Origin of the sequence: Oceaniferula marina (assembly GCF_013391475.1) — a bacterium.
GTDB classification, from domain to species: Bacteria; Verrucomicrobiota; Verrucomicrobiia; order Verrucomicrobiales; family Akkermansiaceae; genus Oceaniferula; species Oceaniferula marina.
Window position 1 is genome coordinate 65,811 of record NZ_JACBAZ010000003.1, and the last position, 12,154, is coordinate 77,964.

A 12,154-nucleotide genomic window follows, 5' to 3' on the forward strand; every position below is an offset into this window, starting at 1 on the left:
ACGGACTGCCATTTTCTGAGGTCATTCTCACTGGAGGTCGACCAATTGCAGATTGGCCTGGATCGGTATCCCATCCAAAATCAGAGCTTATCTCAGCAAATCATCACAAACATGATATTTACTGTAAAGCTGCTTTCTCCAGTTGTCGTTTGTATTGCTTAACGTTTGACATAAACGATTCGAGGCAGAGTTGCCAAATCCAAGATAATCTTACAGGATTCTCTGTTACTCCCAATGACTTAGAAGAATCACAACTCAACGAGTTCCAATCAACCACCAATGCAATCAATGAAGCACACTATCCTTTTCATCCTTTTAATTGTCTTCAATCCCGTTGCCCTCATAGCAAACGAAGCCTTGCCCTCTGATTACAAATTCATAGAAAACGGCAAAGCCATCAAAATCAATCAATGTGGGAAATTTTTCGGTAAAATTACGGAGACACAAAATACACTCATCTACAAAAGAGGAGTTAGCTCCTGCGCTCTAATCGGCGGAAGACATCTCAATGGTGGATCTTACCGTATCACGGCAGAGCTGAAACAAGACTGTTCAGCTAGAATGTTTGTGGGAGGATCCTACGTCAAAGGCTTTATGGTCAACTACGGGAACTTTATCCAGTTTCACGAAGGGCTGATCAGTAGTAAGGGCTCGTTTAAATTCAAATCTTTCGAGATTTCCGGCGATGTTACTCTAGAAATTACAAGTGATCGCCGCGAAGCTCAGCTTCTGGTGAATGGCAAAAAAATAGCAACGAGCAATGACCCTGATGTGCTTAAAGGTGGCTATTTTGGTATTACTCCTGTCGGCAAAGAAGAGGTCAAACTTGTCAACTTCAAGCTCCAGGCCACATCAAGTGCTGACACCCTACCTCAGGCATACCGCCCAATGAATAGACTTCATCAATCCTACTGGACTGAGGTCTATGAAAACACCTCTAAAGCAGAACCCTGTGACGTTCTTTTTCTTGGGGATTCCATAACAGATGCTTTTGACGGTACTTGCAGCTTTACCAAAGACCCTAAACGTCTAGGAACAGCTTCCTGGGAGCGCCTTTCTAAGGACCGAGTAATCGTTAACGCAGGCATTGGCAGCGACCGCACACAGCATTTGCTCTGGCGCGTCAAGAAGATGCCTCTTGAGGTCATGAAGCCGAAAAACATCGTCTTGCTGATTGGCATCAATAATCTAGGTAGTGGGCACCACCCTGACGATGTCGCTGAAGGTATTCGTCAAATTGTTCACGAACTTGAAAAACGTAGCCCAGAGAGCCAAATTATCGTTCATGGCGTCTTCCCTCTACGTAGGACTAAAGACGTCACTACAAACAAAAACCGACTCATCGTTAATCAGAAACTTGCTGAAATGAAGTGGGGAAAAAATGTTGAACTGATGAACCTTGATACGGTCATGCTAGACGACAAGGGCTTACTCAAAGATGGATACTCCTACGACGGTTGTCATCTCTCCGAGACTGGCTTTAGAGTATGGGAGGAAGCTATTTCCAAAGAATTAAACTAAGCTCCCTATTATCAATCACACTTAAATAAAGACATGAAAACAATCATCTTCAGCTTACTTGCCACCCTCACTGTATTTTCAACGGTAACCGCCGAAACAATCACTCTCACCGAGAGCAACCCTAGAATCTGGCAAAGCACACGCGATGGAAAACCCGACCAATTTGGGGTAAGCCAATACAGAATTCCTCACCTCTTCGTTAAACCGAATGGTGATATTGTCGCCTGCTGCGTAGGGCGTCTTTCAAAACCCAGTGACCATGGAATCTCGGCCTGTTTTTTCGCATTATCCAAAGACCAAGGTAAAACATGGAAAAAGTTCAATGCTCCCTACGTGAATTGGAAAGAAAACAAACCACCCAAAGGAGTTCTACCTTTGACCAAAATAACCAACGAGGTCAATGTAGTATGGAGCCAAATTGAGAAAAAATACATCTGCATCTACATGCACGAACTACGCGTTTACGTTTCAAAAAGCCCCGATCTTGAAAAGTGGTCTGACCCACAAAAACTCGACATCGCAAAATTGGCCGATGGCTCGACCGCCAACCTCTGGCAATGCCCAACCTCCATGCTTATCGACCAAAAAACAGGAGAAGTGGGCTTTGCCATCTGTGGCATCAATAACAAACGTTGGGTCGTCCGCCTCATTTGGACCAAAGATTTTAAAACATTCGAAGAATCTCCTAACATTCCAAAAGGGAGCTGCAATGAAACCAACTTTGTCAAAATCAAAGACGGTCGATATTTCGTATCTAGTCGTGCAGGGAAAAAGCGCATTAACTGGTACTACGACCGAGTTAACAAAAAATGGAGTATCCCTCACCCGGTTACAGTACCCCACCGCGGATCGTGCCAAGCTGATGTTATCTACGACAGCAACGGCCACCTGTTTCTGTCCATGCCAAGTAATCCAGGATCAAGACTGAACGGATGTATTTATCGCAGTAAAGACCAAGGGAAAACATGGGAGAATATCAAACTCCTCAATGAAGGTTATTTCGGCTATTCCTCACTGGTTATTCTAAACGATGGGTCCAAGGCTATTCTCAGTGAACAAGAACGCTGTGACGGACCAAGTAAAGGAACCAGCCTTCATTTTAAGAACCTAGGTAAGCTTCAGGGTAAGTGATTGAGCCTCGATTGGTTTAAGCTCACCATTTTTTTAGCCCGTTCCCTTTGATGTGGAGCGGGCTTTTTCGTCAAAAGTTATTCTTGCCTTGCCGAAACTTCAGCCATTTCAAGAGTCCAAGCACTTGTAGCTCGGCAAAAAACACCATTCAAACATCTGTCCAACCGGTATAGTTAGAATCTTGATCACAACCCAGATTCAGGATGGCAGATAAATGACAGTTAGGACTATCCATGTCCAGAATCATTTATGAAAACTCGGGATCTTTCGCCACGCAATCCACAGCCATTCTGGGTTATATAATGATGAATAGCTCCGTTTATCCGGGAGCTGTTTAACCCGTCACGGAGATTCTGTGATGGTTTTTTTATTAACCATAACCAGAAAGGAACCAACTACCATGGCAGTTAAACTAATTGCAAACTACAGTAAACGACTCGGACTCCCGGGCTATTCGTCACACCAGTTCAGTGTCTCTGTAGAAACTGAGCTGAACACCACCGATGATATAGCCTATGAAGCCGAGCGCCTGTACCACAACCTCCAGACGAACGTCGACGGCCAGATCCAGCAAACAGGATTTGTGCCGCCACAAGACTACGGCATGGAGACCCCGGCCACACAGGCCGCACCACCCAACGTCCTGCCAATAGTATCAGAGGCTCATTGGCAATGTTCCCCGAAGCAACAGGAGCTTATCCTGAAGCTGATCTCGGAGAACTCGCTGGATAAGGGTGAAATCGAACAGCAAAGCCGCCAGCGATTCCGAAAGGGGGTCAAGCAACTCAACAAACTGGAAGCATCCGGCCTGATTGAGGAGCTCTTCGAGATGACTGGTGCCAATAACAACAGGAGCCGAAAACCACGGCGTAATGCCTATGGAAAGGGGGGAGCATGATTGCTGTAGCTGATCCCCCCACCAAGGTACCGGATAAGGTTCACGCCTTACCTGACCACATCAGCCCGACAGCGGCTAAAGATTACCTGGGCTGCTCGCTCAGGTTTTTCTTTGGCAGGGTACTGGCAATACCACAAGCCACCAGTCCAGCACTACACCTTGGCAAGTGCGTGCATGCGGCATTGCAACATTATCACCTCGCTGTCTGGCGTGGTGGAGATGCTTCGCCAGAAGCCGTGACCCAAGCCTACGAAGACATCTTCATGACCATGGAGAGAGACGAAGGACCAGTGTCATGGAAGGATGAGAAGGCACGGAACAAAGCGCATGCGGATGGATTAAGAGTGGTTGCCGCCTACCTCGATTCACCCGGGGTATTAAAGGAATCACCCAAGGCTGTCGAAGTCTTCCTGCGTGAAGAGATCGATGGCTTATCGGTACCGCTCACTGGTGCGATTGACCTTGTTCGCCAGGATCTGGTACCTGTGGATTTTAAAACATCCGCAAGTAAACCAGATCCGGCGACGGCCGCATTTGATCATGAGCTGCAGCTTGTCTGTTACCAACTCATGATTGAGAAGGCGACGGGTAAAACACCACCCGCACTTGACCTGTTGTTTCTGGTGAAGACCAAGACGCCCCAGGTCATCCCTGTCTCCATTGCTCCTGCCGACGAACATCGAAAGCAGCGGGCAGTGAAGATGCTGGAAACAGCCGTGCAAGGAATTGCTGAGGAGCGGTTCCATCCCCAACCCGGGATGCATTGCAGCTGGTGCTCGTTTCGTAACGAGTGTGGCAAGTGGAAGGGAGATGCTGCATGAGGTTTCTACCCTACACCCTACTGCCGTTGCTGCTCGTCAGTTGTGGCAGCAGCGCCAAAAGCCATACAACAAAACCAGTGGATCTGAAGCCCGTGGGTAATGCCGTGGAGTTCTTCAGCATCTGCATGGTTGTGGCCGTGATCGTGGTCGCGTTGACAGCGATCATTCTAGCTGCCCGGGGAGGAGACGACCGATGAACGCTGAATCATCATTTGATATGGTGATTTGGGTCGTGATAGGAACGCTTATCTTCCTCGCCCTGAGTTCACGGATACCGCTGCTGCTACTGGCTGTGGCGTTTATCTGTTTGCCCTGTGCATGGCTTTATCTGAAGTCACGCGCCCGAAAATAACAACCCCCACCCCCAAACCATTGGCCGGTTCCTCATCCCGAGGTTCCGGCCATTTTTATTAATACCCAACATTAGAAAGAACCCATAATTATGAATAACGTAATTGCATTAAGACAAGGAAACCTCGTGCAGGAAGCGGCACGTCCCATCCCGTTTGAGGTAGTCGAGAACCCACCTGAGTTAAACACTGATGTGCGCCCCAAAGGGTTGCTTTGTCACTGTGGTGCCCAGGTCGTTGACCGACAGGATCTCTTCGAGGTCATCACACCCAACGGTACTGACACATGGTATCCGATACCACATCGCAACCTACTTGCCGAGGTTGAGAACCAACTGCGTGAAACAGGCTTCATCATACAAGGTGAAACCCATGCACTGACACACGACGGGGCCCGATACTTCGGTGTCATCCAAGTGAGCTTGCCTACCCGGAATGAAGGTGACTTCAACTGGGTGGTGGGCTTGCGGAACTCGCACGATAAGTCGTTACCAGCAGGTCTCGTAGCCGGGACACAAGTCTTGGTTTGCGATAACTTGTGCTTTAACGGCGAGGTCAAACTGAGTCGTAAACACACGCGTTTTGCCATGCGTGATTTGCGGCAACTGACGGCACGTGCTGTAGGTCAGCTTGGTGACAAGTTCCGGGACCTGGATCAGAGAGTTGCTCGCTATAAGCAGCACTACCTTCCTGATAGATCTGCCCATGATCTCGTCATCCGGGCAGTTGATTGTGGAGCAGTCACCACAAGTCAGGTTCCTGCCGTGCTTCAGGAATGGCGCAAACCCCAGCATGAAGCATTCCTTCCTCGGAATGGTTGGTCACTGTTTAACGCCTTTACCGAGGTTTATAAAACAGTGAACCCGCAGACCGCAGTGAAACGTGGTCAGGCGCTGCATGGGCTGTTCGATAGTCAGGTGGCACTCGCCAGCTAGTGAACCCGGGAGGCGTGGAAATTCTGCGCCTCCCATAACCACATACCCATATGAACCTACAAAAAATAGAACATGAAGTGAGCTTCGATCAGCTCGCGGGATTCGACAACTACCGTCAGTGGATCGAACCACTGGTGCCGTTGCTCGAATCCGGTGATCCGCTCGCACCCCGTGGCGCATTACTCGCCGGTATGCCCGGGACCGGGAAGGCAAGTTGTGTGCTGGCAACAGCCAAGTTGATTGGCAGACCAGTAATTCGTTACCATCCGAAAGGGACCAAGGTCTCAGCTATCATCAGTGAGCTACCCGACGAACCCATCATCTTGTGGCTTGATGAACCGGATGAAAGCTGCATCGAACTACTACGATTCCTGGCATTACAACCAGATATCGGGGACAAGGTGCTGGTGATGACCACGACAAGTAAACCACACATGCTGCCAGCGACGTTCACGGGTGCCGCGATCTTCGATCGAATCTGGCATCTTGATCTACCTGATGTCAGTGCCCGGGCGTTCCTATGGGACTGTCTCATAGGATGCGTGGGCGGGAATCCGGGGAAATATGACAACGTGAAATTGGCTCAGGTCTCGGCACTGTTCACGCCCGCCGAGATCGAGGCCGTCGTGAGGCAAGCTCATGCCGGGGTCGAGAAGCCTCCGAGTGAGAAAAAGATACTTGCCGAAATCGTACGGAAAACGCCTTGTGCTGCGTTGCAGGACGAGGAGACTGCCAGCGTCCGATATTGGGCACGGCGTACTGCTGAGAGCGTGTGAGGGCCATTACGGGTACACTGGCGAATTAGAGGCCCGCACTCCCTGTCACCGGGGAGTGTGGGCGCTCCTTTTTTACTTACCGGGTCATTTGTATTTCTTACTCCGCATAATGGGATCAATTCGGACTGAAACCATCACAGCAAGGCTTCAAGTTCGTCCAGCATTTCCTCCACCTGCTTCCACGACCTCTTCTTCCGAGTCGCCTCCTTGAGGCGGGAGAACAGCTGGATCCGTTGTTCGGATCTTGATCTGGGTTTTTCGGGAAGCCCATCAGGATGTAAAATATCAAAGACAACTGTTTTCACTTCCTTCGCGGAGGGTTGGTCACCACCAGCCTGTTCGACGGCAGTTCCCCATGCACTCACCTGTTTTTCAGGATCTGGCAACTGCAGAAGTGGTCGCACCTGAGCTTCGTTCACCGGAAAAACGTCTCCAATTGGTGACGTTTTGAATGTCTCCATAAAACTTGCAGCACCAATAAGCCGGTGAGCGTGTGCCCGGGACATGCCTGCAACCGACTGGCAATATGCGTTCCAACTTTTGTGACCTGCCGCCCTCCAAAGCTTGCCCGATTTGATTACGGAAAGCGCCTGCCCTAAATCCCAGAATGCCTGCACACCCTTGACAACGATCTTATGCTGTTGCCTGAACTCGACCTCTTCTTCCTTGGTGATTGAGGAGCCTATCGATTTTCCCTTGGACTTCTTCTCTACTGGTCTCGGACTGCTGGACTTTATCATCTCGTCTTTCCTGTGGTCATGGAAGGCCTGGGGGAACTCACGCACGCGCAGGGATTCATCCCACTCGGCCCAGTCGCCTCCGTGACCATCCTTTAGTCTGATAAGCTCCCCGTCACGGGTGGGCTTCGCACCCAGTTGTTTGAGAAAAAAGGCAACTCCGCTTTTTTCGCAATGCCGGCGCATTTCATCAACCCACTCTAGCTTGAACGGGCGAGTCAGATTCCCGGAACCGGACTCACCACCGAGTATGACCCAGTCGATCCCCTCAAGGTCGAGTTGCTCCGGTGGTATGCGCTCCCAGAGCGGTTCAATGGAAAGTCCTTTGATAGATGCCTTGACCTTCTTCAAATCAGCCAGACGTTTCAGACTGGTTCGGTCCGGGCCTGTCAGAGTGGTCATGGCGCAGACATTCGGAGGGAAGCCCCCTATTTCCTCAGCGAACTTGGCCATGATACTTGGACACTTGGTCAGCCATAACCAGAGATGACGTTCACCATCTTCGGATTGAATGGCAGGCATGAGATCGGCTTTCAGAAAGGGAAAATCGGCAACCCTGCTGAGTGCATCACCCATGTCGGAAACGAAGATCATCCGGGGCAATCGATGTTTCCATGAGGTCTTCTTGTTGTATGTGCCAAGCAAATCCTTCTTCCCGGCTATGGTCGCTGCCCGCCCTCCAAAAGAGGTAATTTCCTCAAAGACAGGAGCGTAACCTGCCTTGACCTGCCGGGGTTTGACTTGGTTCCCCCTGAGACCCTCACGGTCGAGTATGTTAGCCCCCTTATTGAGATGCAGGATCGCCGCATAGCAGGTGATGGATTTCCGGATGGCGTCTTTAGCCTCGTCCGCAACGCTCTTGCCGTGTTGTTTCTCGACACTATCCAGGAACCTCTCGCGCAAGTGCCATATATTGCTAGTGGTGACCTTCTGAGTGTGCCCGGGGTTCGGGTTCTCTGAATGAAGGAAGACATCATCAATAAGCTGCTTGTAGATCGCCTTGATCTTCTTCTCAGTGGTATCGGCCCCCGCATGATTCATTGCATCGGCAATCGTTTTGAGGACTTCGGCTGGCTTCGGGAACAGCTCGCAGCCATGACAGCCCATGATCGGATTTACGGTACTGTCGCACCATTGTATTTTTGTTTTATCAGACATTTGTGTTAAATTTATTAGTGTTAGAATTAACTACTCCAATCATTCCCTTCCCATTCCGACAACGGCGCTGGCGACGTGCTATGGTCCACACCGAATAGGGCACACTCATTTAGCGTTTCGGTTTGATGCCGAGCAGTGGCATTGATTATGTCCATGTGCGTCACACCCCATATTTCCAGACACTTGTTCTCGTCCATAACTAATGCCGGGTGCCGAAGAATCACGTGCCTAGCAAACTCGGTGAGGAACCGGTTACGGCACTGATCCCGGATCTCTATCCTGTTGGGACGATTGCCTTCATACCAAGACTGGGCTTGAGGAACCAGCAGATGGTTATCGTCGAATAGCACCGTCGTGGAAATGGGACTATTTCGATCATGGGTAAGTCGATCAAAATAAAGTTTCTCCCAATTCAATCTATCCACTTCATCCTGACGTAGCTCACTTTGTTTTTCAGAGTTCCTCAGTGTCCCAAAATTCCCTGTCACCAAATCCCTAGTACCCTGATCAGGATACCTCTGAATGCAGCACCTGTAATTGTGCTCTTTATTGCCCACCGCTTCCAGGACATTGTGAATGCCTGTGGCCGTCAGGCGTTCATCAATACACGCACAATACGCGAGCTGCAAGATCAAGCTCGATGGTATCTTGCCATTACGATGTTCACGGACAAACTTTCTACGGCTTTTGTCGTCCCATTCTGATGACCCTGCAGCAGCCTCCATATACCGTGCTATGGGAGCTTGCTCGCAGAATGCTTTAACAGGTTCTCTTCTACATGTTCCCGGGACAAGCGTCTCAAGGAGGTATGCTGACTGGTCAATCACCTCGGCCACGGACCCTCGGTCGAAGCTGAGATCTTGGGCGTCACCAATTGGTGACGTAACCAATGTATCTGGTGATGTCTGAGTAGTTTTTATATCATTCATTTTCTTATTTTATTTGAGGATTTGTTTTTATTTTATCAGCTCTCTCAATGCCCGTGGCTGTCTTGATTAGATCAATGGGCTCAGGCATAGGATCGTTGGGCACCAGATCCCTAAGGGATAGCTCCCGCATATGGAGCACTGCCATAGCTTTCTTTATCCGGGAGGCCCGGTCAGGGGACACCTTACTCAAATACAGGTCCACAGGATGAGCCCCATTCATCAGGAGATCTGGATGCTGCTTCATTGCCGCAAGCATCTGGACGAAGTTGTCATCAACAAGAGGTACCTTACCAGTGTCGTCCGGGTCGAGGCTATAGAGGATTTTGAAAAAACACTCGACCCAGTTATCATAAACTAACTCAGTTACATTGTCTCCATCCCCTATGTGATCCTTAAGCTTATCCGCCGAGAGTTTCAGCTCAATACGGGTCCACTTCTCACGGAAGCTCTTACCAGCCATCTGCTGACCTTTGTCGTAGATGTGAAGGCATAGAGGAGGGCGCTTTGCTGCACCAAACTGAATACTTTCACCCGACCTTAAGAGAGGGGCTTTATGTAAGCCTGGGAGGTTCCTGTCTTTGACGAGCAACTCTAGTTGGCTATATGGAGTTGCTATTACACCGCCAAACTCTACCGACGTGAACTTGCAGGTCCTAGGCCCATTACTAATCAGATCTAGTGCGTCCCACATGACATCCAAAGCCTTATCGATCTGCTCTTGGCTACAAACGATGATGCCATTGTGATCATTGCCAGTGAGTAACCTAGAAAGGTTGGCTTGGACACTGCTGATTGTATTACCAGTTATGCCGATACTCATCCCGGTGGTCTTATCATACCATCGTTCAGAAATGTCAGTTCCACACCTGTTCTCCGATTGGGTATTGGATAACCTTTCCCACGAAGTTTGACCAGACCTGAGGTCACTGGGACTTGGCAGGTTGATTTTTCTATGCGGTGGGGATTCCCCCCCGCGCCCCCCCTTATCTTTCTCGATATTTGAGGAGGAGGGTTTCATATATCGGCTATCCGGCTTAATGCGAATTGTGTCTGGTCCTAGCATTGGTTCGGTACGTTTGGGGTTATATTGACCTTAGGTAAGGCACATGACGACCCGATGCTAGCGCCCATAGACTTCGCACCGATTGATTTCTTAATAATAATCATATATTTATTGGGTTATAGAGGAGCCCCACTACAGAAGTGGGGCTCCCCTGGTTTCTCTTAAGCAGCATTACCGCCACCACCGCCTTCCTCCAGACCTCCGAGTTTCCTCATTAGTCCCGACACTTCCCGAAGTCGTGATGCAAAGACCTTGGCTTCAGACTCGCTATAGTCAGAGGGATAGACTGCACTGACGTAGTCCATGAACGCATCATCCGAGCTCAGGTAACCCTGGTCGGACTCCTCTCGTATTCTACTCGTCAGGATCTCGACTAACTCCATGCTAATACCGTCAAACTCAAACAACTCTTCGAAGCTTGCATCAGGCGCACACTCCATGACCATCCAGAGTTTAAGCAGCAAGTGGGCAGGCAAAGGCTTCCCCTCAACCACTGAACCCGGATCCTTCACTTCCTTCCAGATGACCTCCAAAAGAGGTTGAGGTATAAGGGCTGCTGCCTGAATAAATTCATACAGCATCCGCTCACAGTTAAGGGCAACTAGGTTCGCTATACATCGGCAAAAGCCGCACTCGAACGAGATCTCCTCAAGAATCACATATACTGCGGATTCGATCGCACCCCAATTATCCAGCAGTTCTTCAAGACAACTAGGAACTATCACCCCGAGAGGGTGTGGCATAGTATCGCTGGGGTGATACAATATGGCGGTATCATTTTCATGCGGTATATTGCTATAACCTTCGATCACCTTCCCAGGGTCAAAGTCGTTATATTTTTGACGTATAACTGCTATCGCTTTTGGCAATGCGCTATTTATTTCTCCCTTGGAGAATTTGTCCCGAACTCGTTGAGTCAAGGATTCTGGCAAAGGCCCATATAAACACTCCAAGCTGGAGGTTATTTCATTGAACAGGATCTCATCCTTGTTCTTAATATTTGTATTAGTTCTAATAATCATTATTATTTTTTAGTATTGTTTTGAGAGCACTCATCTCCCGATTTTATATAGAGTGTATTATTATGCGGCATCTTGCCGCTTTGTCATTGTCGGGCTCTCAGCCTCAACAAAAATCTAACCACCCCATAAAAACTGGGGGCACCCAACGTTCCTCATTTATTGATGGTGACGTCAGGCTGGTTAAATTATTTTTATTTCTGCATGAGGTTTATTGACCTCGCAGTTGCACTGATTTTTTTCAGTGCTCCCAAATAACAATTTCCGCATTCTGCGAATTTCTAGTAAATGGGGTGACGGTCGTGCACTTCTAGTTTTTTGTGCTTCCGCAAAAATGTTGGCACTCTGCCTAACTTCTCTGCTTGTCAGGCCGTTGTCACGTTAGCCTGCAGACGAACGATTGCCTTTTAACACCGTCGAATCAAGCTGTATTTTTACCCTCTGCAACACTTTTTTGTTAGACACCAATCGTTTACAAAACACAATAAACAAGAACGAACAGCATGAACACATTTCACGTTTAGATCATGTGCTGATTACAAGAGTAAAAAAATATTCAAATTCTTCACAAAGACCTCCGGACGGCCAAAAAATGCAGATTATAACCATTACTTCTCTTTCTTCCGTTCGAAACTCTAATCAAGTAGGCAGCGGGATCGCTCCCGCCACCTCTCACACCACCGGACGTACGGCTCCGTATCACGGCGGTTCAAAACAACCCTATCTTTTCAGCCTATACCACAGCATAAACTGCAACTTTGTTTTGCTATATTGATCCAGTGTTGATGCCTCGTATGCGATTTCTGTTCGTCAGGG

At 48.9% G+C, this 12,154-nt stretch carries 11 protein-coding genes; 8 read left to right on the plus strand and 3 right to left on the minus strand.

The features are described 5' to 3' along the window. The first annotated feature begins 288 nt into the window (after window positions 1–288). The 7 genes from HW115_RS08450 to HW115_RS08480 all read left to right on the plus strand — a co-directional run bounded on the left by HW115_RS08450 (window position 289) and on the right by HW115_RS08480 (window position 6,432). Window positions 289–1,521 (plus strand): GDSL-type esterase/lipase family protein, encoded by a 1,233-nt coding sequence (locus tag HW115_RS08450; protein WP_178932186.1) that lies wholly within the window; start codon window positions 289–291, stop codon window positions 1,519–1,521. Between the two features lie 33 nt (window positions 1,522–1,554). After that, window positions 1,555–2,652, plus strand: a complete 1,098-nt coding sequence (locus HW115_RS08455) for a sialidase family protein (RefSeq protein WP_178932187.1) — start codon at window positions 1,555–1,557, stop codon at window positions 2,650–2,652. Window positions 2,653–3,052: 400 nt separating this feature from the next. After that, window positions 3,053–3,550, plus strand: coding sequence for a hypothetical protein (locus HW115_RS08460; protein WP_178932188.1), 498 nt, complete (start codon window positions 3,053–3,055; stop codon window positions 3,548–3,550). Further along, a complete protein-coding gene (locus tag HW115_RS08465) occupies window positions 3,547–4,371 on the plus strand; it encodes a RecB family exonuclease (RefSeq protein WP_178932189.1) in 825 nt (274 codons plus the stop codon). The genes HW115_RS08460 and HW115_RS08465 overlap by 4 nt, the downstream gene beginning before the upstream one ends. Continuing rightward, window positions 4,368–4,568: a hypothetical protein gene (locus tag HW115_RS08470; RefSeq protein WP_178932190.1), complete on the plus strand. Its 201-nt coding sequence runs from the start codon at window positions 4,368–4,370 to the stop codon at window positions 4,566–4,568. Before HW115_RS08465 ends, HW115_RS08470 begins: the two co-directional genes overlap by 4 nt. 245 nt (window positions 4,569–4,813) lie before the next feature. Continuing rightward, window positions 4,814–5,656, plus strand: coding sequence for a DUF932 domain-containing protein (locus tag HW115_RS08475; protein ID WP_178932191.1), 843 nt, complete (start codon window positions 4,814–4,816; stop codon window positions 5,654–5,656). Window positions 5,657–5,706: 50 nt separating this feature from the next. Next, window positions 5,707–6,432, plus strand: coding sequence for an AAA family ATPase (locus HW115_RS08480; RefSeq protein WP_178932192.1), 726 nt, complete (start codon window positions 5,707–5,709; stop codon window positions 6,430–6,432). Between the two features lie 134 nt (window positions 6,433–6,566). Here HW115_RS08480 and HW115_RS08485 read toward each other — a convergent pair whose 3' ends face one another. Further along, entirely contained in the window at window positions 6,567–8,327 is a 1,761-nt protein-coding gene (locus HW115_RS08485; protein WP_178932193.1) for a DUF5131 family protein, read from the minus strand. Window positions 8,328–8,551: 224 nt separating this feature from the next. Here HW115_RS08485 and HW115_RS19940 point away from each other — a divergent pair, with 224 nt between their 5' ends. Further along, window positions 8,552–8,674, plus strand: a complete 123-nt coding sequence (locus tag HW115_RS19940) for a hypothetical protein (RefSeq protein ID WP_264373137.1) — start codon at window positions 8,552–8,554, stop codon at window positions 8,672–8,674. Window positions 8,675–9,260: 586 nt separating this feature from the next. On the opposite strand, the gene HW115_RS08490 is transcribed toward HW115_RS19940, so the two are convergent. Further along, entirely contained in the window at window positions 9,261–10,274 is a 1,014-nt protein-coding gene (locus tag HW115_RS08490; RefSeq protein ID WP_178932194.1) for a hypothetical protein, read from the minus strand. A gap of 206 nt (window positions 10,275–10,480) precedes the next feature. Beyond that, the gene (locus HW115_RS08495) at window positions 10,481–11,341 is read right to left on the minus strand and encodes a hypothetical protein (RefSeq protein WP_178932195.1); all 861 of its coding nucleotides are present in this window, start codon (window positions 11,339–11,341) and stop codon (window positions 10,481–10,483) included. Between the last annotated feature and the right edge of the window lie 813 nt (window positions 11,342–12,154).

Coding starts and splice junctions, on each gene's coding strand:
- HW115_RS08450 (WP_178932186.1), top strand. CDS start 289: ATGAAGCACACTATCCTTTTCATCCTTTTAATTGTCTTCAATCCCGTT.
- HW115_RS08455 (WP_178932187.1), top strand. CDS start 1,555: ATGAAAACAATCATCTTCAGCTTACTTGCCACCCTCACTGTATTTTCA.
- HW115_RS08460 (WP_178932188.1), top strand. CDS start 3,053: ATGGCAGTTAAACTAATTGCAAACTACAGTAAACGACTCGGACTCCCG.
- HW115_RS08465 (WP_178932189.1), top strand. CDS start 3,547: ATGATTGCTGTAGCTGATCCCCCCACCAAGGTACCGGATAAGGTTCAC.
- HW115_RS08470 (WP_178932190.1), top strand. CDS start 4,368: ATGAGGTTTCTACCCTACACCCTACTGCCGTTGCTGCTCGTCAGTTGT.
- HW115_RS08475 (WP_178932191.1), top strand. CDS start 4,814: ATGAATAACGTAATTGCATTAAGACAAGGAAACCTCGTGCAGGAAGCG.
- HW115_RS08480 (WP_178932192.1), top strand. CDS start 5,707: ATGAACCTACAAAAAATAGAACATGAAGTGAGCTTCGATCAGCTCGCG.
- HW115_RS08485 (WP_178932193.1), bottom strand. CDS start 8,327: ATGTCTGATAAAACAAAAATACAATGGTGCGACAGTACCGTAAATCCG.
- HW115_RS08490 (WP_178932194.1), bottom strand. CDS start 10,274: ATGAAACCCTCCTCCTCAAATATCGAGAAAGATAAGGGGGGGCGCGGG.
- HW115_RS08495 (WP_178932195.1), bottom strand. CDS start 11,341: ATGATTATTAGAACTAATACAAATATTAAGAACAAGGATGAGATCCTG.